The following is a 21,106-nucleotide window of genomic DNA, read 5'->3' as shown; positions in this document are numbered from 1 at the left end:
GGTAACCCTTTCCTTAGTCGATGACTTTGGGGACGAGGTAGAGGCCGTTCTCGACGGCCGGTGCGATGGCCTGGTAGGCGTCGCGGTGGTTCTCCTCGGTCACCTCGTCAGCGCGCAGGCGCTGGGTGGCTTCGAGGGGGTGGGCCAGCGGCTCGACGCCGTCGGTGTCCACGGCCTGCATCGCATCGATCAGGCCGAGGATGTTGTTCAGGGTCTCGGTGGTACGCGGGATATCGCCTTCGTTCAGGCCCAGACGGGCCAGGTGGGCGATCTTTTCCACGTCGGAGCGTTCAAGCGCCATCGGGTTCTCCAACTGAAAATGCGGTGGCCGCCGGGGGCATCCGACCGGGTGGGAGGAGGGTCGGGAACGGTACCGCGAACGGGCGGTCAAAGGCCGCGATGATGGGCCCGGAGGCCCAGAAAAACCGGCAATTTAGCACAACGCCTGCCTTGCCCAAAATCCCTGCCGTTGTTAGAGTTTGCCGCACTTTTTTACCCACGCGTTGCCTAGGGTCCCTCTCCCATGTTCAAGAAACTGCGTGGCATGTTTTCCAGTGATCTGTCGATCGACCTGGGCACTGCCAATACCCTTATCTATGTGCGCGAACGCGGCATCGTCCTGAACGAGCCGTCCGTGGTCGCGATCCGCAACCACGGCAACCAGAAGAGCGTCGTGGCTGTCGGTACCGAAGCCAAGCGCATGCTCGGTCGTACTCCCGGCAATATTTCCGCCATCCGCCCGATGAAAGACGGCGTGATCGCTGACTTCAGCGTCTGCGAGAAGATGCTGCAGTACTTCATCAACAAGGTTCACGAGAACAGCTTCCTGCAGCCCAGCCCTCGTGTGCTGATCTGCGTACCGTGCAAGTCGACCCAGGTCGAGCGCCGTGCCATCCGTGAATCCGCCCTGGGCGCCGGTGCCCGCGAAGTGTTCCTCATCGAAGAACCCATGGCTGCGGCCATCGGTGCCGGCCTGCCGGTCGAGGAAGCCCGTGGTTCCATGGTCGTCGACATCGGCGGCGGCACCACCGAGATCGCCCTGATCTCCCTGAACGGCGTGGTCTATGCCGAATCCGTACGCGTGGGCGGCGACCGTTTCGACGAGTCCATCGTCACCTACGTGCGCCGCAACTACGGCAGCCTGATCGGCGAATCCACCGCCGAGCGCATCAAGCAGGAAATCGGCACCGCCTTCCCCGGTGGCGAGGTCCGCGAGATCGACGTCCGTGGCCGCAACCTGGCCGAAGGTGTACCGCGCAGCTTCACCCTGAACTCCAACGAAGTGCTCGAAGCGCTGCAGGAATCCCTGGCGACCATCGTCCAGGCGGTGAAGAGCGCGCTGGAGCAATCCCCGCCGGAACTGGCGTCCGACATCGCCGAGCGTGGCCTGGTGCTCACCGGCGGTGGCGCCCTGCTGCGTGACCTGGACAAGCTGCTCTCCCAGGAAACCGGCCTGCCGGTGATCGTCGCCGAGGACCCGCTGACCTGCGTGGCCCGTGGCGGCGGCCGTGCCCTGGAAATGATGGATCGCCACGCGATGGACCTGCTCTCCACCGAGTAAGGTCGGAGAGCCCATTCGCCTTAGGAGCGGCCCATCAAACCGCTATTCGCCAAGGGACCCTCGCTCGGCGTGCGCCTGCTGGCGTTCGCCGTGCTGTCCGCTGCCCTGATGGTGGTGGACGCCCGCTTCGAGACCCTCAAGCCCGTTCGCAGCCAGCTGGGATCGGTCCTCACGCCCTTCTACTGGCTGGCGGACCTGCCCGTGCGCGTGTGGGACGGCATCAGCGACCAGTTCACCAGCCGCAGCGTGCTCATCGCCGAGAACGAGAAGCTCAAGGCCGAGGCCCTGCTGATGCAGCGCCGGCTGCAGAAGCTGGCGGCCCTCACCGAGCAGAACGTGCGCCTGCGCGAACTGCTCAACTCGTCCGCCCTGGTGGACGAGAAGGTGCTGGTGGGCGAGCTGATCGGCGTCGACCCCAACCCCTTCACCCACCGCATCCTCATCGACAAGGGCGAGAAGGATGGCGTGTTCCTCGGTCAGCCGGTGCTCGACGCCCGTGGCCTGATGGGGCAGGTGGTGGAAGTCATGCCCTACACCTCCCGCGTGCTGCTGCTCACCGACACCACCCACAGCATCCCGGTGCAGGTGAACCGCAACGGCCTGCGCGCCATCGCCAGCGGCACCGGCAACCCGGAGCGCCTGGAACTGCGCCATGTGGCCGATACTGCCGACATCAAGGAAGGCGACCTGCTGGTGAGTTCCGGCATGGGCCAGCGCTTCCCGGCGGGCTACCCGGTGGCCACCGTGAAGGAAGTCATCCACGACTCCGGCCAGCCCTTCGCCATCGTCCGCGCGGTGCCCACCGCCGCCCTCAACCGCAGCCGCTACGTGCTGCTGGTATTCACTGACACCCGGAGCCCCGAGGAGCGTGCCAACGCCGCTGCCGAGGCCCAGGAAGCCGCCGACCGCGAGGCCGCCAGCAAGGCCGCCCAGCCCCAGGGCGCTGCACAGCCGGCACCGGCTGCGACGCCTGCTGCATCCCCGGCGCCTGCAGCCGCGCCCGCTGCGCCCGCTGCGCCGGCCCAGGCGGCTCCCGCTTCCCGAGGCAACCACTGATGGCCACTGCGCGCCCCCGCAATGGCTGGGTGATCGGCTTCAGCCTGCTGGTCTCCCTGCTGCTCAGCGTCGCGCCGATGCCCAGCTTCATGGAGGTCGGTCGCCCGCTGTGGCCCGCCCTGCTGCTGACCTACTGGACCCTGGCGCTGCCCCAGCGCGTGGGCATGACCACCGCCTGGATCGTCGGCATCGCCCAGGACGTGCTCTACGGCTCGCTGCTGGGGCAGAACGCCCTGGTGCTGGCCCTGGTCACCTTCCTCGTGCTCAATCTGCACCAGCGCCTGCGCATGTTCCCCATGTGGCAACAGAGCCTGGTGCTGATGGTGGTCTTCGGCCTGGCGCAACTGGTGCAGCTCTGGCTCAACGCCCTCACCGGCAACCGCCCGCCGACCCTCTTGTTCCTCCTGCCCGCCCTGGTGAGCGGGCTGCTCTGGCCCTGGGTCTTCGCCGCCATGCGCGGCCTGAGTCGGCGCCTCAACGTCCACTGATCGCCTTGCGGCCATGCCGCGGGGTCTTCTCGACATGGAGAAGTCTGCATGGCCACGCTCCACCTGGCCTCCGGATCGCCCCGCCGCCGCGAACTGCTGGCGCAGATCGGCGTACCCTTCCAGCCCCTGGGCGCCCCCATCGATGAAACCCCGCTGCCTGGCGAGTCCGCGCCGGCCTACGTCGAGCGCCTGGCACGGGAAAAGGCTGCTGCCGGCCTGGCAGCGCTGGGCGCTGCGAGCGACGGCCACTGCGTACTGGGTGCCGACACCGCCGTGGTGCTGGACGGTCGCATCCTCGGCAAGCCCCTGGACCGTGACGACGCCCTGGCCATGCTGGCCGCGCTCTCCGGGCGCGAACACCAGGTGCTCACCGCCGTGGCCCTGGCCGATGGCTCCCGCTGCGTCTCCCGCCTGGTGACCAGCCGGGTGCGCTTCCGTGACATTTCCCCGGCCGAGCGCGAGGCCTACTGGGCCAGCGGCGAGCCCACCGACAAGGCCGGCGGCTATGCCATCCAGGGCCTGGGCGCGGTCTTCGTCGCCGATCTGCAGGGCAGCTATTCCGCCGTGGTCGGGCTACCGTTGCTGGAAACGGCGGAACTACTCGGGCAGTTCGGCATTCCTTGTTGGCAGCGCCTCAGGTAGGTTTTCAGCATGAGCGAAGAAATCCTGATCAATATCACGCCGATGGAATCGCGCGTGGCGGTGGTGGAAAACGGCGTGCTGCAGGAAGTGCACGTCGAGCGGACCCAGCGTCGCGGCATCGTCGGCAACATCTACAAGGGCAAGGTGGTGCGCGTGCTGCCGGGCATGCAGGCGGCGTTCGTCGACATCGGCCTGGACCGCGCCGCCTTCATCCACGCCTCGGAAATCTCCACCCGTGAAGGCAGCGCGGTGGAGAACATCACCGCGCTGGTGCATGAAGGGCAGAGCCTGGTGGTGCAGGTCACCAAGGACCCCATCGGCACCAAGGGCGCGCGCCTGACCACCCAGCTGTCGATCCCCTCGCGCTACCTGGTGTACATGCCGCGCACGGCCCACGTGGGCATCTCCCTGAAGATCGAGGACGAAGCCGAGCGCGAGCGCCTCAAGCAGGTGGTGGCCGATTGCGTCGCCGCCGAGGGCATCGAGGAGGTCGGCGGCTTCATCCTGCGCACGGCCGCCGATGGTGCCCGTCGCGAAGACATCCTGGTGGACATCCGCTACCTGCGTCGCCTGTGGGAGCAGATCTCCGGGCAGATGCAGACCGCCTCCACCCCCTCGGTGATCTACGAGGACCTGAGCCTGGCCCTGCGCACCCTGCGTGACCTGGTGAATCCGCGTATCGAGAAGATCCGCATCGACTCCCGCGAGACCTTCCAGAAGGTCACCCAGTTCGTCGACGAACTGATGCCCGAGATCGCCGACCGCCTGGAGCACTACCCCGGCGAACGGCCGATCTTCGACCTGTACGGCGTCGAGGACGAGATCCAGAAGGCCCTGGAGCGCAAGGTGCTGCTGAAGTCTGGCGGCTACCTGATCATCGACCCCACCGAGGCGATGACCACCATCGACGTGAACACCGGCGCCTTCGTCGGCCACCGGACCCTGGAAGAGACCATCTTCAAGACCAACCTCGAGGCCGCCACCGCCATTGCCCGTCAGCTGCGCCTGCGCAACCTCGGCGGGATCATCATCATCGACTTCATCGACATGGAAGACGAGGAGCACCAGCGCCAGGTCCTGCGGACCCTGGAGAAGCAGCTGGAGCGCGACCACGCCAAGACCAACATCATCGGCATCACCGAGCTCGGCCTGGTGCAGATGACCCGCAAGCGCACCCGCGAAAGCCTCATGCAGAACCTCTGCGAGCCCTGCCCGAGCTGCCAGGGGCGCGGCATGCTGAAGACGCCGGAAACCATCTGCTACGAGATCTTCCGCGAAATCCTCCGCGAGGCCCGCGCCTACCAGGCCGAGGGCTACCGGGTGCTGGCCAATCAGAAGGTGGTGGACCGCCTGCTGGACGAGGAGTCCGGCAACGTCGCCGACCTGGAGGCCTTCATCGGACGCACCATCAAGTTCCAGGTCGAGGCCATGTATTCCCAGGAGCAGTACGATGTCGTCCTGCTCTGAGGGCCCCCGCTGAATGGCGCGCCAGGGTCTGCTGCTGGTCACCCTCCTGAGAACCCTCCTGGCCCTCTGTGCACTGGGGCTGGTGTTGGCTGCGCTCTATGTCAGCCTCGGTCGGCAACTGGTGCCGATGGTGGCGGAGTACCGCGACGACCTGCGCACCCGCGCCAGCGATGCCTTGGGCCAGGATGTCGAGATCGGTGCCCTGGAAGGCAGCTGGCAGGGCTTTGCGCCCGTGGTGGTGGCCCGTGACGTGGTCATCGGCCAGGGCGACGAGGTGTTGCGGCTGGATCAGGTCCGGCTGGTGCCGGACGTGCTCGGCAGCCTCCTGCAGCGCGCGCCGAAGCTGGCCAGCATCGAACTCGACGGCCTGAACCTGCAGGTGGTGCAGGACGAAAGCGGCCATTGGGCCGTCGCGGGCGTCCCGTCCCGTCCCGATTCCCCCGCGCTGCGCCCCGCCCAACTGATCCAGGGCTTCCAGTCCGTGGGCCGGTTTGCGCTGGTCAACAGCCAGGTCACCGTTCAGCCCTGGCAACAGAAGCCGGTCACCTTCACCTATGTCGAGGCGGCACTCTCCGGCAGCGCATCGTCCCAGCAACTGGAGGGGCGGCTGGTGCTGGCCGACGGGCAGCCGCTGAGCCTGCGCCTTGACACCCGACTGGACCCCGAGGACTGGCTGGCCAGCGAAGCCCATGCCTACCTGAGCCTGCCCCAGGCCGACTGGGCCCGCTGGTTGCCCAAGTCGATCGCCAACGATTGGCGCCTGAGCAAGGTGCTGGGTGGCGGTGAGCTGTGGGCGGAGTGGTCCCGTGGCGAACTGCGCCGCGCGGTGAGCCGGTTGCGTGTCGGTGAACTGAAAGGCAGCCGTCGCGACCAGGCCCCGGTGACCCTCCAGGACCTCGCGGTGGATGCCTATTTCGACCGTACCGAAGCCGGCATGCGCCTGCAGCTGGACTCGCTGTCCATGACCGTGGGCGAGCAGCGCTGGGGCGGCGTGCACCTGCTGGCCGAAGAGGCTGGAAGCGAGGGCGCGCGGGAATGGCGTGTGCGTGCCGACCGCATCGACCTGCAACCCCTGGTCCCCCTGGTCAAGGGGCTTGCGCCCCTCAACGACCTGGCACGGGAACTGGTGGATGGCCTCGATCCCAAGGGTGCCCTGCGCAATGTGCAGGCGATCTGGCGACCGGATGCCCCCCTCGGCCAGCGCCTGGCCTACAGCACCAACCTGGAGCGCCTGAGCTTCGGCGCCGTGCACGGCGCGCCAGCGGCGGAGAACGTCAGCGGTAGCCTGACCGGCAACCTGGCCGGCGGCGAACTGCGCCTGGACGCCGATGACTTCGCCCTGCACCTCGACCACCTGTTCCCCAAGCCCTGGCATTACCGCGAAGCCCACGCCCGGCTGACCTGGGCGCTGGATGAGCAGGCCTTCACCCTGGTCGCTCCCTACCTGCGGGTGGAGGGCGAGGAGGGTCACATCGCCGGTGACTTCCTCATCCGCCTGCTGCGCGACCCGGCCGGCGAGGACTACATGGACCTGCGCGTCGGCCTCAGCCAGGGCGACGCGCGCTTCACCGATAAGTACCTGCCGACGCTGTCCTCCGGCCTTAGCCCGGAGCTGGCGGAGTGGCTCAAGCGCTCGATCAAGGGCGGCGGCATCGACGAGGGCTTCTTCCAGTACCAGGGTTCCCTGTTGCACGCCTCGCCGCCGGAGGCGCGCTCCATCAGCCTGTTCTTCAAGGTGCGTGACGCCCAGCTCGACTACCAGCCCGGCTGGCCGGCCCTGACCGACGCACGGGGCGACGTGTTCGTCGAGCACACCGGCGTGCGGGTTCGGGTGCCCAGCGGACGCATCCTCGACAGCCAGGTCACTGATGCCCGCGCCGACGTGCCCCACGTGGACAGCGGCAAGGTGCCCCACCTGAAGCTCACCGCCAGGCTCGACAGCAGCTTCGCCGACGGGCTGAAGATCCTCCAGCAGGCGCCGACCCCCGCCGCACAGGTGATGGCCGGTTGGCAGGGCGAAGGCACCCTGGATGGCAACCTGGACCTGGACATCCCCCTGGCGAAGGCCGGCGGGGAGCCGCGTGTGGTGGTCGACCTCGCCACCCAGGACGCGCGCCTGCGCTTCGCCACTCCCAGCCTCGAACTCAGCGCCCTGAACGGCGCTTTCCGCTACGACACGGCCAGCGGCCTGAGCAGCAAGGACATCCGCGCCCGGGTCTTCGGCCGCGACGTTGCCGCCCGTGCCACCGCCGAAGGCCGCAACGGCCAGGCGCGCAGCCGCATCCAGGCCAACGGCGTGGTGGCGCTGAAGGACCTGACCGCCTGGCTCGGCGTCAATCGTCCGCTGCCGGTCAGCGGTGCCGTGCCCTATCGGCTCGACCTGCTGCTGGACGGCAAGGACAGCCAGCTGAAAGTGGGCTCGACCCTCAAGGGCGTGGCCATCGACCTGCCGGCGCCCTTTGGCAAGCCCGCCGAGGCCGTGCGCGACAGCCAGTGGCGCATGACCCTGGACGGCGCCGAGCGACGCTACTGGTTCCAGTACGGCGACCTTGCCGACCTGGCGCTGGCGGCCCCGGCCAACGATTTTTCCGGCGCCCGTGGCGAGCTGATGCTCGGCTCCGGGCGTGCCGTGCTGCCAACCGCTCGTGGCGTGCGTGTGCGGGGCGTGCTGGATGACCTCGACCTGGCCGCCTGGCAGGCCGTGCGCCAGCGTTACGCCGAGAAGGATGCCGGCAATGCCGTCGGCCTGCTGCAAAGCGCTGATCTGCGCATCGGCCGGTTCAGCGGCATGGGGCTGGAGCTGCAGGACTTCCGCGTTGGCCTGCAACGGGGCGATGCGGCCTGGAAGGTGGACCTGGACAGCAACCTGCTGCAGGGCACCATCAGCCTCCCGGACGCCCAGGGCGCGCCGGTGGCGCTGGACCTGGCGCGCCTGCGCCTCCCCAAGCCGGCGGACGACGACAGGGACGACACGCCCGGCCCTGACCCGCTCAAGGATCACGACCCCCATTCCCTGCCCGCGCTGGACGTGCGGATTGCCCAGGTCCAGCTGGGCGACGAGCCGCTGGGCGCCTGGTCCTTCAAGGCGCGTCCGGTGGCCAGCGGCACCCAGTTCAGCGAGCTGTCGCTGGACCTCAAGGGGCTGCACATCGACGGCGCCCTCGGCTGGGAAGGCAGCGCGGGTGCCAGCAGCACCTGGTACAAGGGGCGCCTGGCGGGCAAGAACCTCGCCGATGTGCTGCTGGCCTGGAAGTACGCCCCCACCGCCACCAGCGAGCGCTTCCGCCTGGACGTGGACGGACGCTGGCCCGGCTCGCCGGCCTGGGTCAGCCTGAAACGCTTCAACGGTTCCCTCGATGCGGCATTGCGCAAGGGCCAGTTCGTCGAGGCCGACGGCAGTGCCCAGGCCTTGCGGGTGTTCGGCCTGCTCAACTTCAACTCCATCGGCCGCCGCCTGCGCCTGGACTTCTCCGACCTGCTGGGCAAGGGCCTGGCCTACGACCGGGTGAAGGGCGTGCTGGAGGGCACCGACGGGGTCTTCGTGACCCGCAAGCCCATCGTGCTCGAAGGGCCCTCCAGCGGGCTGGAGCTCAATGGCACCCTGGACATGGCCCACGAGAGCATCGACGCCAAGCTGCTGGTGACCCTGCCGGTGACTAACAACCTGCCGCTCGCCGCACTGATCGTCGGCGCCCCGGCCATTGGCGGTGCGCTGTTCGTGGTGGACAAGCTGCTGGGGGACCGGGTCGCCCGCTTCGCTAGCGTGCAATACAAGGTGCGCGGCCCCCTGCAGGACCCGAAGTTCACCTTCGACAAGCCGTTCGAGAAACCCGATTCATGACGGGCCGTTGCATGGCCGTTGTCGTACGCCGGAGGACGCCATGGAGTTCGCGGTAATCCAGATGACCAGCCAGGACGACGTCCTGGCCAACCTCGACGCCGCTCGGCGCCTGCTGGCCGACGCGGCAGGGCAGGGCGCGCGCCTGGCCGTGCTGCCGGAGAACTTCGCCGCCATGGGCCGGCGCGACCTGGCTCGGCTGGGGCAGGCCGAGGCCCGTGGCGAAGGGCCGATCCTGCCTTGGTTGAAACAGACCGCCCGCGACCTCAGGTTATGGATCGTGGCCGGCACCTTGCCCCTGCCACCCGAAGGCCGCCCGGACGCCAAGCCCAACGCCTGCTCGCTGTTGGTGGATGAGCACGGCGAGCGGGTCGCGCGCTACGACAAGATCCACCTGTTCGACGTGGATGTGGCCGATGCCCGGGGGCGCTATCGCGAGTCCGACGACTACGCCTTCGGCGACCATGTGGTGCTGGCCGATACGCCGGTGGGGCGCCTGGGGCTGACGGTCTGCTATGACCTGCGCTTCCCCGAGCTGTACGGCGCATTGCGCGAGGCCGGGGCCGAGTTGATCACCGCGCCATCGGCATTCACGGCGGTGACCGGTGCGGCGCATTGGGAGGTGCTGGTACGCGCCCGCGCCATCGAGACCCAGTGCTACCTGCTGGCGGCCGGGCAGGGCGGCGTTCATCCGGGGCCGCGGGAAACCCATGGGCATTCGTCTATCGTCGATCCATGGGGGCGTGTCCTGGCCGAGGCCGGAAAGGGTGAGGCGGTACTGCTGGCCCGGCGTGATGCCGAGGAGCAGCGGGCGATCCGCCAACGAATGCCGGTGACGGCACACAGACGATTCAAGACGCCGGCCGAACCCGCGCCGGTGATTACGGAGTAGCTATGAGCCAGATGTTGTTATCCGTCAGTGACCGCCTGCTGGCGCCGGGCGGCCTTGCCATCGAGCAGCTGCAGGGCGTCCTCGGCGAGGTGGCCGGTCCGGGCATCGATGCCGCCGACCTGTATTTCCACGGGCTGGTTTCCGAGTCCTGGGTGCTGGAGGACGGCATCGTCAAGGACGGCAGCTTCCACCTCGACCAGGGCGTGGGCGTGCGTGCCCAGTCCGGCGAGAAGACCGGCTTCGCCTACAGCAACGCCATCACCCCCGAGGCACTGAGCCAGGCGGCCCGTGCGGCCCGGTCCATCGCCCGGGCCGGGCAGCAGGGACGCGTGCAGGCCTTCGCCAGCCCCGAGGTGGCCCGGCTCTATGCGCCGGACAGCCCGCTGGACGTGATCAGTCGTGCCGAGAAGGTCGCGCTGCTGCAGCGCATCGACCAGGCCACCCGCGCGCTCGACCCGCGCATCAAGCAGGTCACCGTGAGCATGGCCGGGGTCTGGGAGCACGTGCTGGTGGCCGCCAGCGACGGCAGCCTGGGCAGTGATGTGCGCCCGCTGGTGCGTTTCAACGTCAGTGTGATCGTCGAGCAGAACGGTCGCCGCGAACGCGGTGGCCACGGCGGCGGCGGGCGGACCGACTACCGCTACTTCCTCCAGGAAGACCGCGCCATGGGCTACGCCCGCGAGGCGCTGCGCCAGGCGCTGGTGAACCTGGAAGCGGTGCCTGCCCCGGCCGGCACGCTGCCGGTGGTGATGGGCGCCGGCTGGTCCGGCGTGCTGCTGCACGAGGCGGTGGGCCACGGCCTGGAAGGCGATTTCAACCGCAAGGGCAGTTCGGCCTACAGCGGCCGCATCGGCGAGAAGGTCGCCTCCAGCCTGTGCACCATCGTCGATGACGGCACCCTGGCCGGTCGCCGCGGTTCGCTGAGCGTGGACGACGAAGGCACCCCGACCCAGTGCACCACGCTGATCGAGAACGGCGTGCTCAAGGGCTACATGCAGGACAAGCTCAATGCGCGGCTGATGGGCGTGGCGCCCACCGGCAACGGCCGTCGCGAGTCCTACGCGCACCTGCCGATGCCACGCATGACCAACACTTACATGCTGGCGGGGGAGAGCGACCCGGAGGAGATCATCGCCTCGGTCCAGCGCGGTATCTACTGCGCCAACCTCGGCGGTGGCCAGGTGGACATCACCAGCGGCAAGTTCGTGTTCTCCACCAGCGAGGCGTACCTGATCGAGAACGGCAAGATCACCGCGCCGGTGAAGGGTGCGACGCTGATCGGCAACGGGCCGGAGGCGATGAGCCGGGTGTCCATGGTGGGCAACGACCTGGCACTGGACAGTGGAGTAGGGACGTGTGGCAAGGACGGGCAGTCGGTGCCCGTGGGCGTCGGTCAGCCGACGCTGAAGATCGATGCGATCACCGTGGGAGGCACCGGCGCCTGATGTGGCGCGGTGCTACGGGCCGTTGGCCCCGGCGTGGCCGGGGTGCTGGCCCGTGGCGGTCTTCAGCGCAGGCCGCGCTGGATTTCGTCCAGTTCGCGGATGTACTTGAAGACCTTGCGTGCGGCGGCGGGCGGTTTGTTGCGGGCCGCTTCGTGCTGGGCATGGCGGATCAGGCCGCGCAGGTGCTGGCGGTCGGTGTCCGGGTAGTCGGCCACGAAGGCTTCGAGGGTTTCGTCGTCGCCGGCGATCAGGCGATCACGCCAGCGCTCGAGGCTGTGGAAGCGCTCGTTGTATTCGCGGGTGGTGTTGTCGACCTGGTCCACCATGGCGACGATGGCCTCGACATCCTGCTCGCGCATCAGCTTGCCGATGTACTGCAGGTGGCGTTTGCGGGCGATGTGGGCCTTGTGCTTGGGCGCCTCGACCAGGGCCTTGCGCAGCGCATCGGTGAGCGGGAGCTTGTCCTGCATGTCGGGCTTGAGGGTGGTCAGGCGTTCGCCCAGGTCCTGCAGGGCCTGCAGCTCGCGTTTGACCTGGGACTTGCTCTTCTCTCCGGAGAAGTCGTCGTCGAGATATTCAGGCATGGGGGTGGTCCAGTGGAAAACGCCGCCATGATAACCAGTCGGAGGGGGATTGTCCGTCCCGGCTGGCGCCGCGTTCGCGGCGGGTGGGGCAGGGCGCGCGGCGCCCGCCCCGTCGAAACGGGTTTGAGAAATCGGAGTGGCTATGAGTGACGTACAAGGTGTTGGCCCGCAGGCCCTTCCGGAGCTGCAGGCGCAGGTAGAGCGCATCATCGCCGAGGCCGCCCGCCAGGGCGCAACGGCCTGCGAGGTGGCAGTGTCGATGGAGCAGGGGCTGTCCACCACGGTGCGCCAGCGCGAGGTGGAGACGGTGGAGTTCAACCGTGACCAGGGCTTCGGCATCACCCTTTATGTAGGGCAGCGCAAGGGCTCGGCGAGCACCTCGGCCAGCGGCGAAGAGGCCATTCGCGAGACCGTGGCGGCGGCCCTGGCGATTGCCAAGCACGCCTCGGAAGACGACTGCGCGGGGCTGGCCGACCCGGCCCTGATGGCCCGTGACTTGCCGGAGCTGGACCTCTACCACCCCTGGGCTATCAGCCCGGAGCAGGCGGTGGAGCTGGCGCTCACCTGTGAAGCGGCGGCCTTCGATGCCGATGCGCGCATCACCAATGCCGACGGCACCACCCTCAGCACCCACCAGGCCTGCCGCGTGTACGGCAACAGCCATGGCTTCGTCGGGGGCTACGCCAGCACCCGCCACAGCCTGAGCTGCGTGATGATCGGCGGCAGCGAAGGCCAGATGCAGCGTGACTACTGGTATGACGTGAACCGCATCGGCACCCAGCTGGCGGACCCGGCGAGCATCGGTCGCCGCGCCGCCGAGCGCACCGTCAGCCGCCTGGGGGCCCGGGCAGTGCCCACCTGCGAGGTGCCGGTGCTGTTCGCGGCTGAGCTGGCCACGGGGCTGTTCGGCAGCTTCCTGTCGGCCATTTCCGGCGGCAACCTGTACCGCAAGTCTTCCTTCCTGGAGGGCGCGCTGGGCCAGCGCCTGTTCCCCGAGTGGCTGAGCATCGATGAGCGCCCGCACATCCCGCGCGCCATGGCCAGCGCGGCGTTCGACAACGATGGCCTGGCCACCTACGCCAAGCCATTCGTGGAGAAGGGCGACCTGGTGTCCTATGTGCTGGGCACCTATTCCGGGCGCAAGCTCGGCCTGCCGAGCACGGCCAATGCCGGCGGCGTGCACAACCTGTTCGTCAGCCACGGCCCGGAAGACCAGAAGGCGCTGCTGCGCCGCATGGGGCGTGGCCTGTTGGTGACGGAGCTGATGGGGCAGGGGCTGAACATGGTGACCGGCGACTATTCCCGTGGTGCGGCCGGCTACTGGGTGGAGAATGGCGAGATCCAGTTCCCGGTGCAGGAAGTGACCATCGCCGGCAACCTGAAGGACATGTTCCGCCAGATCCTCGCTGTGGGCTCCGACCTGGAGATGCGCGGCAACATCCGTACTGGCTCGGTGTTGATCGAGCGGATGACTGTTGCTGGCAGCTGATCGCCTCCACATGCTCCGCTCCTGAGAACGCGCCCAATGGGCGCGTTTTCGTTTCTTTTCTAGCTTTTTCAAGCGTTTTCATCGAAGTGCAGCCCCCGGCTGGCGAGCGGACCTGCACAACGGCGCTTGGCAATTATCTCTAAATATTATTATTCTCATTCGTGAATGATTTTCGTTAGAGGCTTGCCATGCAATCCTGCCGCGAGGAAAACCCGGCTACCGCCCGCTGGCGCTCGACCGGCTTGCGCATCCGCTGCGCGCTGTGTCCGGACGAGCCGCGCCTGCTAGTGCGCTACCTGAACGAGGCCCGGCAACTGGCCGAGCGCCAAGGCGCCTCGCCCTGGCGCATCTTCGAGGCCTGCCTCGACCTGCTGCTGCGCAGCGCGGAAGACCGTGCGCTCCCGGCCCACTGGCGGGCGCAGTGCCTGGACTACGCCTACCTCCCCCTGCAGGAGCTGCGCCACCACGCGCGCAGCTCTGCCCTGCAGCGCCGCCTTCGCGCGCTGCAATGGCGCCTGGCGACCCTGAACCTGGCGCCGTCCCTCCGCTACCACGATCCCGAAGAAGGAGCCCAGCGTGACTGACACCCGAATCGAACGCGACAGCATGGGCGAGCTGGCCGTGCCCGCTCATGCCCTCTATGGCGCCCAGACCCAGCGGGCGGTGAACAACTTCCCGGTGTCCGGCCTGCGGATGCCGGCGCCCTTCATCCGCGCCCTGATCCTGGCCAAGGCGGCGGCGGCCCGCGCCAACGTGGAACTGGAGCAGATCAGCCCGGCCATGGGCGATGCCATCGTGGGGGCCTGCCAGGAGCTGCTGGCTACGGACTTCATGGCGCACTTCCCGGTGGATGTGTTCCAGACCGGCTCCGGCACCAGCTCCAACATGAACGCCAACGAGGTGATCGCCACCTTGGCCGGGCGCCTGCTCGGCGAGCCGGTCAGCCCCAACGACCACGTGAACTGCGGGCAGAGTAGCAATGACGTGATCCCCTCCAGCATCCATATCAGCGCGGCCATCGAACTCACCGAAGGCCTGCTGCCGGCGCTGGGCCACCTGCTGCAGGTGCTGTGCGAGAAGTCCCTGGCGGTCCGCCCTTATGTGAAGACCGGGCGTACCCACCTGATGGATGCCATGCCGGTGCGCATGAGCCAGGTACTCGATGGCTGGGCGCAGCAGGTGCAAAGCAACATCGAGCACCTGCGTGCACTGCTGCCGAGCCTGCAGCAACTGGCCCAGGGCGGCACGGCAGTAGGCACCGGGATCAACGCCCATCCGCGTTTCGCCGAGCGCTTCTGCGATGAGTTGAATACCTTGACCGGCCTGCGCTTCGCCCCTGGCAGCAACTTCTTCGCCCTGATCGGTTCCCAGGACACCGCCGTGGCCCTGTCCGGACAACTGAAGACGGTGGCGGTGTCGCTGATGAAGATCGCCAACGACCTGCGCTGGATGAACTCGGGGCCGCTGGCGGGGCTGGCGGAGATCGAGCTGGAGGCCCTGCAGCCGGGCTCTTCGATCATGCCGGGCAAGGTCAACCCGGTGATTCCGGAAGCGACGGCGATGGTGGCCGCCCAGGTGATCGGCAACGACGCCGCCATCACCCTGGCGGGGCAGTCCGGCAACTTCGAGCTGAACGTGATGCTGCCGCTGGTGGCCCACAACCTGCTCGGCAGCCTGCAGGTGCTCACCACCAGCAGCCGACTGCTGGCGGACCGCGCCGTGGCGAGCTTCACCGTCAACCAGCCGAAGCTGCAGGAAGCGCTGTCGCGCAACCCCATCCTGGTGACGGCGCTCAACCCCATCATCGGCTACCTGAAGGCGGCGGAAATCGCCAAGCAGGCCTACCGCGAGGGACGCCCGGTGATCGATGTGGCCGAGGAGCACACCGCACTGTCTCGGGCCGAGCTGGAGCAGTTGCTCAACCCCGAGAAACTCACCGAGGGCGGCCTCTAGCCGCTCCACCGGGCGCTACTCCGGTGGCGCCCCTGTTCTGGAGGTGTCGCATGGAATATTGGAAACGCATCATCACGGCGGGCAACCGCTGCTTCCACGACGGGGACTGGATCGAGGCGCGTGAGCTTTACCTGCGTGCGCTGGCCCAGGCGCAGATGCTGCTGGAGCGTTGGCCGGAACCGGCCGAGGCGGTGTCCGCACTGGTGGTGTCGTACCACAACCTGGGTGACCTGCACCTGATGCTGGAGCAGCCGGAGGAGACCGCCGAGTACCTCTGCGCCTGCCACGAGCGCCTGCTGCAGCTGGTGTATGACGCTCGCCAGCCGCAGGACCTGCGGGAGATGGCGCAGCGCCACAGTGGGCGGACCTACGCCACGCTGATGCAGTTCATTCAGGACCACGGCACCTACCCGCGCACCGACCGCTTGCTGGACCGCAGCGCTCCCGTCGCCCGTCGAGCGCCCGCCATGAGCCGCCATTACCACTGAGAGAGGAACACCCTCCATGCCTTACGTCTTGCCTGCCTTGCCTTATGCCTACGACTCGCTGGAACCGCACATCGATGCGGCCACCATGGAGATCCACCACAGCAAGCACCACCAGGCCTATGTGAACAACCTGAACGCGGCGCTGGAGGGCAACGCCCTCGGGCATCTGCCGGTGGAGCAGGTGCTGCGTCGCCTCGATGAGCTGCCCGAAGCCTTGCGCGTGGCGGTGATCAACAACGGGGGTGGGCATGCGAACCACAGCCTGTTCTGGACCGTGATGTCGCCGTCAGGTGGCGGTGAGCCCGGTGGAACCCTGCGTACGGCCATCGAAGCGGAGCTGGGTGGTTTCGCTGCCTTCAGGGAGGCCTTTACCCAGGCCGCGCTGAAGCGCTTCGGCAGTGGCTGGGCATGGCTGTCGGTGACGCCCGAACGACGCCTGGTGGTGGAGAGCACCGGTAACCAGGACAGTCCGCTGATGCACGGGAACACGCCGGTGCTGGGGCTGGACGTGTGGGAGCACGCCTATTACCTGCGCTATCAGAACCGCCGACCGGAATACATCGGGGCGTTCTACAACGTGGTGGATTGGGCCGAGGTGGAGCGGCGCTACCGAGAGGTGCTGGCCTGATGGCGGCGCCCTTGCGTATGGCGTCCCCGGCCCGTCGACGACGGCTGGTGGGGGCAGGCCTGCCCAGCGGTTTGTCGCTGCGGCAGGTGCTGGGCATCGCACTGGTGCTGATCGGGGCGCTGCTGCTGGGGTGGCGGGCGCTGCTGGCCACCGAGCGGGTGCTGGAGCCGCATCTCTGGCATGCGCTGATGGCCGGGAGCCTCTGCGCCTTGGGCACGGCCGTCGGCACCTTGCCGGTGCTGTGCCTGGGCCGTCTGTCGGCACGAGCGTCCAATGCCCTGCTTGGTTTCGGGGCCGGCGTGATGTTGGCAGCGACGGTGTTCTCGCTGTTGATGCCGGGGTTGGAGGCGGCGGGGCAGTTGGGGTTCTCCCGCTGGTCGGCGGGGTTTCTGGTCAGCATTGGCTTGCTGTTGGGGGCCAGTGCGCTGTTCGGCCTGGGGCGCCTGTTGCCGGACCAGGCGTTACCTGTCGATGCCGGGGCTGGCGTGCGTCTGGCGCCTCGGGTGGTGCTGTTCGTGATCGCCATCGTGGTGCACAACATCCCGGAAGGCATGGCGGTGGGCGTGGCGGCTGGCGCGGGCCTGGCCGGTGCGGACAGTCTGGCGCTGGGCATTGCGCTGCAGGACCTGCCGGAGGGGCTGATCATTTCCCTGGTGCTGGCAGGGGCGGGGATGTCGCGGGGACGGGCGCTGCTGATCGGCGCGGCATCCGGGCTGGTGGAGCCGCTGTTCGCGCTGCTGTGCGCGTGGCTGGTGCAGGTCTCGACTGTGCTACTGCCTTGGGGCCTGGCCCTGGCTGCGGGGGCGATGCTCTTCGCGGTGACTCACGAGATCATCCCGGAGTGCCACAGGCGTGGACACCCGGTGGCCGGGAGTCTGGGGCTGGCGTTCGGCTTCTGCCTGATGATGGTGCTGGATACGGCGCTGGTGTAGCGAAGGGGGCGTGGTTATTCGCCTTCGTCGAACTTGTTGTTGATCAGCTCGATCAGGGCGTTGAGGGCTTCGTCGCCCTGGTCCCCATCGGTGTGCAGGTGGATGGGCGTGCCTTTGCCGGCGGCCAACATCATCACGGCCATGATGCTCTTGCCGTCCACCAGGCTTTCCGGGGAGCGTCCGACGCGGACCTGACACGGGAAGCGGCCTGCCACGCCGACGAACTTCGCCGCAGCGCGGGCGTGCAGGCCGAGCTTGTTGCAGATGGTGATTTCACAGGCAGGCATCGCGTGGGTCCTTTCAGGTGAGGTCGCGGTGGCGAACCTGGACGTTCTTGAGAAGCGGTTTGAGCGCGCGCCCGATGCGCTCGGCGAGGTACACGGAGCGGTGGTGACCGCCGGTGCAGCCGATGGCGATGGTGACATAGGCGCGGTTGCTGGCGGCGAACCGGGGCAGCCATTTGTTCAGATAGCCGACGATGTCCTGGTACATCTCCTCGACATCTGGCTGGGCGGCCAGGTAGTCGGCCACGACGCTGTCGAGCCCGGAAAAGTCCCGCAGGTCGGGCTTCCAGTAGGGATTGGGCAGGCAGCGCACGTCGAATACCAGATCAGCGTCCACTGGCATGCCGCGCTTGAAGCCGAAGGACTCCACCAGGAAGGCGGTGCCGGGTTCGGGCTTGTTGAGCAGGCGCAGCTTGATGGTGTCACGCAGCTGGTAGAGGTTCAGGTGCGTGGTGTCGATCTTGAGGTCGGCGAGGTCGGCGATCGGCGCGAGCAATTTGCTCTCGTCGTGGATGGCCTCGGCCAGGGATCGGTTCTCGGTGGTCAGCGGGTGGCGCCGGCGGGTCTCGGAGAAGCGCTTGAGCAGCGTCTCCTCATCCGCATCCAGGTACAGCAGGTCGCAGAGGATGTGCTTGGCGCGGGCCTCGGCGAGCAGCTCCGGGAAGCGCTGGAGCTGGCTCGGCAGGTTGCGGGCGTCGATGGACACCGCAACCTGGGGGTGAAGCAGTTCGGTGTGCAGCAGGGCGCGCTCGGCAAGCTCGGGAAGGAGCCCGGCGGGGAGGTTGTCGATGCAGTAGAAGCCGTTGTCTTCGAGTACGTCGAGTGCCGTGCTCTTGCCGGATCCGGAACGACCACTGACGATGACCAGGCGCATGCCGGTGCCTACTGTGCGTTCTGCACGTCGACGACCACCTGGTACAGGTTCTCGCTGTCCTGCGCGTGACGCAGGCGATCCCGTACGTCGCTGCGGTCGAGCATGCTGGCGATCTGGCGCAGCAGCTCCAGGTGCTCATCGGTCGCCGCTTCGGGGACCAGCAGCACGAACAGTAGGTCCACGGGGGCGCCGTCGATGGCGTCGAAATCAACGGCCGCATCCAGGCGCAGCACGGCACTCACCGGCGCAGCGCAGCCCTGAAGGCGACAGTGGGGAATGGCGATGCCGTTGCCGAAGCCGGTCGAGCCGAGCTTTTCGCGGGCAACGAGGCTTTCGAAGATGTCTTGCGAGTCGAGATCCACCAGGTCGCGTGCGACGAGGTTGGCGATCTGTTCCAGCACGCGTTTCTTGCTGCCGCCCGGCACGTTCACGAGTGAACGGCCGGGGGTCAGGATTTGCTCAAGTCGGATCATAGGGAAGGGGAGAGGTCAGCGGACGGTCGCGCCCTGCTGGCGGTTGAGCTGCTTTTCCTTGTGCTTGATCAGTTGGCGGTCGAGTTTGTCGGTCAGCAGGTCGATGGCGGCGTACATGTCTTCATGCTCGGCGTTGGCAACGACCTCGCCGCCTGCAATATGCAGGGTGGCTTCGATCTTCTGCTTCAGCTTCTCGACCTGCATGATCACTTGCACGTTGGTTATCTTGTCGAAGTGGCGCTCCAGACGTTCGAACTTTTCGATCACGTAGTCGCGCAGGGCGTCGGTCACATCCAGTTGATGTCCACTGATGTTGACTTGCATACCGCTTTCTCCTTATTGCCCGTGTGTAAGAGACAGGCTAACGGGCCTGCCACCGGAACACTTTGGCGTGGATCAATCCGCTCACATCAGTCGCTTGCGTTCGCTGGAAGGTGCGATGCCAAGCGATTCCCTGTACTTGGCGACTGTGCGGCGGGCCACTTGGATACCCTGTGCTTCCAGTAAACCAGCGATCTTGCTGTCGCTCAACGGCTTTTTGGCATTTTCGGCGGCCACCAGTTTCTTGATGATCGCGCGGATCGCGGTGGACGAGCATTCGCCACCTTCGGAGGTGCTGACGTGGCTGGAGAAGAAGTATTTCAGCTCGTAAATGCCACGTGGCGTGTGCATGAATTTCTGGGTGGTGACGCGGGAAATCGTGGACTCGTGCATCCCGACCGCCTCGGCGATGTCGTGCAGGACCAGCGGCTTCATGGCTTCGTCGCCGTACTCGAGGAAGCCTCGCTGATGCTCCACGATCTGGGTAGCCACCTTCATGAGGGTTTCGTTGCGGCTTTGCAGGCTCTTGATGAACCAGCGTGCCTCTTGCAACTGGTTGCGCATGAAGGTGTTGTCCGCGCTGGAGTCGGCACGGCGCACGAAACCTGCGTAGTGCGGGTTGACGCGCAGGCGGGGCACGGCCTCCTGGTTCAACTCGACCAGCCAGCGGTCGTTGTGCTTGCGAACGATGACGTCGGGCACGACGTATTCCGGTTCGCTGGCTTCGATCTGCGAGCCCGGGCGGGGATTGAGCGCCTGGATCAGTTCGATGACCTGGCGCAGCTCGTCTTCCTTGAGCTTCATGCGGCGCATGAGCTGGCTGTAGTCGCGGCTGCCGAGTAGGTCGAGGTAGTCGCCCGTGAGGCGCTGGGCTTCACCCAGCCAGGGGGTATTGGTAGGCAGTTGGCGAAGTTGCAACAGCAGGCATTCGCGCAGGTCGCGTGCACCGACGCCGGCGGGTTCGAACTGCTGGATCCGATTGAGCACGACCTTGACCTCATCCACCTCGATGCCCAGTTCGGGGTCGAAGGATTCGGTAATCTCCTCGAGGGTTTCTTCGAGGTAGCCGTCGTTGTTGATGCAATCGATGATGGTGACGCCGATCAGGCGGTCGGTGTCCGACATCGGTGCGAGGTTCAGTTGCCACAGCAGGTGGCTTTGCAGGCTCTCCCCGGCGGAGGTGCGGGAGGTGAAGTCCCATTCGTCATCATCGGAGCTGGGCAGGCTGCTGGCGCTGGTCTGGTACACGTCTTCCCAGGCGGTATCGACGGGAAGTTCACTGGGTATGCGTTCGTGCCACTCGCCCTCGTCGATGCCCTCGCTGTCGCTGGTGGGCACGGTGGTTTCCTGGAAGCTTGCTTCCTGGCTACCGGAGTTGGGCTGCTGCTCGCTTTCCGCCATGGGATCGGAGTTGTCGAAATCCTCCCCTTCCTCCTGGCGTTCGAGCATGGGGTTGGACTCCAGCGCTTCCTGGATCTCCTGCTGCAGGTCCAGGGTGGAGAGTTGGAGTAGGCGGATGGCCTGTTGCAGCTGCGGGGTCATCGTCAGCTGCTGGCCCATCTTCAGGACAAGCGATGGTTTCATGGCAGGGGGCTTTGCACCTTATTCGCCGGCGCGTGTGCGCCATCCACTACAGGACGCCGAGGCGCCACCAGGAAGCAAATTATATGCCTGACCTTGAATGATTTTTC

The 21,106-nt window shown here is 67.1% G+C and carries 21 protein-coding genes; 14 read left to right on the top strand and 7 right to left on the bottom strand.

Going from position 1 to position 21,106, the window contains the following annotated elements; all coding sequences use genetic code 11:
• Positions 1 to 13: 13 nt before the first annotated feature.
• Positions 14 to 301: an Asp-tRNA(Asn)/Glu-tRNA(Gln) amidotransferase subunit GatC gene (gene gatC, locus FBY21_RS14515; protein WP_074971634.1), complete on the bottom strand. Its 288-nt coding sequence runs from the start codon at positions 299 to 301 to the stop codon at positions 14 to 16.
• 222 nt (positions 302 to 523) lie between these two features.
• Here gatC and mreB point away from each other — a divergent pair, with 222 nt between their 5' ends.
• The 8 genes from mreB to tldD are packed head-to-tail and all read left to right on the top strand — an operon-like array spanning position 524 to position 11,389.
• Positions 524 to 1,561: a rod shape-determining protein MreB gene (mreB, locus tag FBY21_RS14510; RefSeq protein WP_021217765.1), complete on the top strand. Its 1,038-nt coding sequence runs from the start codon at positions 524 to 526 to the stop codon at positions 1,559 to 1,561.
• 33 nt (positions 1,562 to 1,594) lie between these two features.
• Positions 1,595 to 2,617, top strand: a complete 1,023-nt coding sequence (gene mreC, locus FBY21_RS14505; RefSeq protein WP_142011903.1) for a rod shape-determining protein MreC — start codon at positions 1,595 to 1,597, stop codon at positions 2,615 to 2,617.
• Positions 2,617 to 3,105, top strand: a complete 489-nt coding sequence (gene mreD, locus FBY21_RS14500; protein ID WP_044409775.1) for a rod shape-determining protein MreD — start codon at positions 2,617 to 2,619, stop codon at positions 3,103 to 3,105. Before mreC ends, mreD begins: the two co-directional genes overlap by 1 nt.
• A gap of 48 nt (positions 3,106 to 3,153) precedes the next feature.
• The gene (locus FBY21_RS14495; RefSeq protein WP_142011901.1) at positions 3,154 to 3,747 is read left to right on the top strand and encodes a Maf family protein; all 594 of its coding nucleotides are present in this window, start codon (positions 3,154 to 3,156) and stop codon (positions 3,745 to 3,747) included.
• A gap of 9 nt (positions 3,748 to 3,756) precedes the next feature.
• Positions 3,757 to 5,214, top strand: coding sequence for a ribonuclease G (rng, locus tag FBY21_RS14490; protein ID WP_044409769.1), 1,458 nt, complete (start codon positions 3,757 to 3,759; stop codon positions 5,212 to 5,214).
• Between the two features lie 13 nt (positions 5,215 to 5,227).
• Positions 5,228 to 9,055, top strand: coding sequence for a YhdP family protein (locus FBY21_RS14485; protein ID WP_142011899.1), 3,828 nt, complete (start codon positions 5,228 to 5,230; stop codon positions 9,053 to 9,055).
• Positions 9,056 to 9,095: 40 nt separating this feature from the next.
• Entirely contained in the window at positions 9,096 to 9,944 is an 849-nt protein-coding gene (locus FBY21_RS14480; protein WP_044409763.1) for a carbon-nitrogen hydrolase family protein, read from the top strand.
• Between the two features lie 2 nt (positions 9,945 to 9,946).
• Positions 9,947 to 11,389 (top strand): metalloprotease TldD, encoded by a 1,443-nt coding sequence (gene tldD / locus FBY21_RS14475; protein ID WP_044409760.1) that lies wholly within the window; start codon positions 9,947 to 9,949, stop codon positions 11,387 to 11,389.
• A gap of 62 nt (positions 11,390 to 11,451) precedes the next feature.
• Here tldD and yjgA read toward each other — a convergent pair whose 3' ends face one another.
• The gene (yjgA, locus tag FBY21_RS14470; RefSeq protein WP_044409758.1) at positions 11,452 to 11,973 is read right to left on the bottom strand and encodes a ribosome biogenesis factor YjgA; all 522 of its coding nucleotides are present in this window, start codon (positions 11,971 to 11,973) and stop codon (positions 11,452 to 11,454) included.
• Between the two features lie 142 nt (positions 11,974 to 12,115).
• Between yjgA and pmbA the strand changes: the two genes are divergently transcribed.
• The 6 genes from pmbA to FBY21_RS14440 all read left to right on the top strand — a co-directional run bounded on the left by pmbA (position 12,116) and on the right by FBY21_RS14440 (position 17,463).
• Positions 12,116 to 13,462, top strand: a complete 1,347-nt coding sequence (gene pmbA / locus FBY21_RS14465) for a metalloprotease PmbA (protein WP_142011896.1) — start codon at positions 12,116 to 12,118, stop codon at positions 13,460 to 13,462.
• Positions 13,463 to 13,650: 188 nt separating this feature from the next.
• Positions 13,651 to 14,046 (top strand): hypothetical protein, encoded by a 396-nt coding sequence (locus FBY21_RS14460; protein WP_044409753.1) that lies wholly within the window; start codon positions 13,651 to 13,653, stop codon positions 14,044 to 14,046.
• Positions 14,039 to 15,415, top strand: a complete 1,377-nt coding sequence (locus FBY21_RS14455) for a class II fumarate hydratase (RefSeq protein WP_044409750.1) — start codon at positions 14,039 to 14,041, stop codon at positions 15,413 to 15,415. Before FBY21_RS14460 ends, FBY21_RS14455 begins: the two co-directional genes overlap by 8 nt.
• 50 nt (positions 15,416 to 15,465) lie before the next feature.
• On the top strand, positions 15,466 to 15,903 hold the full coding sequence (locus FBY21_RS14450) for a hypothetical protein (RefSeq protein WP_107329469.1): 438 nt from the start codon (positions 15,466 to 15,468) through the stop codon (positions 15,901 to 15,903).
• 16 nt (positions 15,904 to 15,919) lie between these two features.
• Positions 15,920 to 16,531 (top strand): superoxide dismutase, encoded by a 612-nt coding sequence (locus FBY21_RS14445; RefSeq protein WP_142011894.1) that lies wholly within the window; start codon positions 15,920 to 15,922, stop codon positions 16,529 to 16,531.
• Complete coding sequence (locus FBY21_RS14440) at positions 16,531 to 17,463, top strand: ZIP family metal transporter (protein ID WP_409563797.1); 933 nt, start codon at positions 16,531 to 16,533, stop codon at positions 17,461 to 17,463. Before FBY21_RS14445 ends, FBY21_RS14440 begins: the two co-directional genes overlap by 1 nt.
• A gap of 14 nt (positions 17,464 to 17,477) precedes the next feature.
• On the opposite strand, the gene FBY21_RS14435 is transcribed toward FBY21_RS14440, so the two are convergent.
• The 5 genes from FBY21_RS14435 to FBY21_RS14415 all read right to left on the bottom strand — a co-directional run bounded on the left by FBY21_RS14435 (position 17,478) and on the right by FBY21_RS14415 (position 20,999).
• Positions 17,478 to 17,750, bottom strand: coding sequence for an HPr family phosphocarrier protein (locus FBY21_RS14435; protein WP_074971626.1), 273 nt, complete (start codon positions 17,748 to 17,750; stop codon positions 17,478 to 17,480).
• Between the two features lie 13 nt (positions 17,751 to 17,763).
• Entirely contained in the window at positions 17,764 to 18,621 is an 858-nt protein-coding gene (rapZ, locus tag FBY21_RS14430; RefSeq protein WP_142011891.1) for an RNase adapter RapZ, read from the bottom strand.
• Positions 18,622 to 18,629: 8 nt separating this feature from the next.
• Positions 18,630 to 19,094 carry a PTS IIA-like nitrogen regulatory protein PtsN gene (gene ptsN, locus FBY21_RS14425; protein ID WP_044409709.1) on the bottom strand — a complete coding sequence of 155 codons (465 nt, stop codon included), beginning with the start codon at positions 19,092 to 19,094 and terminating at the stop codon, positions 18,630 to 18,632.
• A gap of 15 nt (positions 19,095 to 19,109) precedes the next feature.
• Positions 19,110 to 19,418, bottom strand: coding sequence for a ribosome hibernation-promoting factor, HPF/YfiA family (gene hpf / locus FBY21_RS14420; RefSeq protein WP_044409703.1), 309 nt, complete (start codon positions 19,416 to 19,418; stop codon positions 19,110 to 19,112).
• Between the two features lie 81 nt (positions 19,419 to 19,499).
• A complete protein-coding gene (locus FBY21_RS14415; RefSeq protein WP_142011889.1) occupies positions 19,500 to 20,999 on the bottom strand; it encodes an RNA polymerase factor sigma-54 in 1,500 nt (499 codons plus the stop codon).
• Positions 21,000 to 21,106: the final 107 nt, after the last annotated feature.

The sequence above is a fragment of the Pseudomonas sp. SLBN-26 genome, assembly GCF_006715895.1.
In the GTDB taxonomy this organism is placed as follows: Bacteria; Pseudomonadota; Gammaproteobacteria; order Pseudomonadales; family Pseudomonadaceae; genus Metapseudomonas; species Metapseudomonas otitidis.
This window is presented reverse-complemented; position numbering and strand designations above follow the sequence as displayed.

What these genes read in the sequence shown, in the direction of transcription:
- gatC (WP_074971634.1), bottom strand. Translation starts at nt 301, where the DNA reads ATGGCGCTTGAACGCTCCGACGTGGAAAAGATCGCCCACCTGGCCCGT.
- mreB (WP_021217765.1), top strand. Translation starts at nt 524, where the DNA reads ATGTTCAAGAAACTGCGTGGCATGTTTTCCAGTGATCTGTCGATCGAC.
- mreD (WP_044409775.1), top strand. Translation starts at nt 2,617, where the DNA reads ATGGCCACTGCGCGCCCCCGCAATGGCTGGGTGATCGGCTTCAGCCTG.
- FBY21_RS14495 (WP_142011901.1), top strand. Translation starts at nt 3,154, where the DNA reads ATGGCCACGCTCCACCTGGCCTCCGGATCGCCCCGCCGCCGCGAACTG.
- rng (WP_044409769.1), top strand. Translation starts at nt 3,757, where the DNA reads ATGAGCGAAGAAATCCTGATCAATATCACGCCGATGGAATCGCGCGTG.
- FBY21_RS14485 (WP_142011899.1), top strand. Translation starts at nt 5,228, where the DNA reads ATGGCGCGCCAGGGTCTGCTGCTGGTCACCCTCCTGAGAACCCTCCTG.
- FBY21_RS14480 (WP_044409763.1), top strand. Translation starts at nt 9,096, where the DNA reads ATGGAGTTCGCGGTAATCCAGATGACCAGCCAGGACGACGTCCTGGCC.
- tldD (WP_044409760.1), top strand. Translation starts at nt 9,947, where the DNA reads ATGAGCCAGATGTTGTTATCCGTCAGTGACCGCCTGCTGGCGCCGGGC.
- yjgA (WP_044409758.1), bottom strand. Translation starts at nt 11,973, where the DNA reads ATGCCTGAATATCTCGACGACGACTTCTCCGGAGAGAAGAGCAAGTCC.
- pmbA (WP_142011896.1), top strand. Translation starts at nt 12,116, where the DNA reads ATGAGTGACGTACAAGGTGTTGGCCCGCAGGCCCTTCCGGAGCTGCAG.
- FBY21_RS14460 (WP_044409753.1), top strand. Translation starts at nt 13,651, where the DNA reads ATGCAATCCTGCCGCGAGGAAAACCCGGCTACCGCCCGCTGGCGCTCG.
- FBY21_RS14450 (WP_107329469.1), top strand. Translation starts at nt 15,466, where the DNA reads ATGGAATATTGGAAACGCATCATCACGGCGGGCAACCGCTGCTTCCAC.
- FBY21_RS14445 (WP_142011894.1), top strand. Translation starts at nt 15,920, where the DNA reads ATGCCTTACGTCTTGCCTGCCTTGCCTTATGCCTACGACTCGCTGGAA.
- FBY21_RS14440 (WP_409563797.1), top strand. Translation starts at nt 16,531, where the DNA reads ATGGCGGCGCCCTTGCGTATGGCGTCCCCGGCCCGTCGACGACGGCTG.
- FBY21_RS14435 (WP_074971626.1), bottom strand. Translation starts at nt 17,750, where the DNA reads ATGCCTGCCTGTGAAATCACCATCTGCAACAAGCTCGGCCTGCACGCC.
- rapZ (WP_142011891.1), bottom strand. Translation starts at nt 18,621, where the DNA reads ATGCGCCTGGTCATCGTCAGTGGTCGTTCCGGATCCGGCAAGAGCACG.
- ptsN (WP_044409709.1), bottom strand. Translation starts at nt 19,094, where the DNA reads ATGATCCGACTTGAGCAAATCCTGACCCCCGGCCGTTCACTCGTGAAC.
- hpf (WP_044409703.1), bottom strand. Translation starts at nt 19,418, where the DNA reads ATGCAAGTCAACATCAGTGGACATCAACTGGATGTGACCGACGCCCTG.
- FBY21_RS14415 (WP_142011889.1), bottom strand. Translation starts at nt 20,999, where the DNA reads ATGAAACCATCGCTTGTCCTGAAGATGGGCCAGCAGCTGACGATGACC.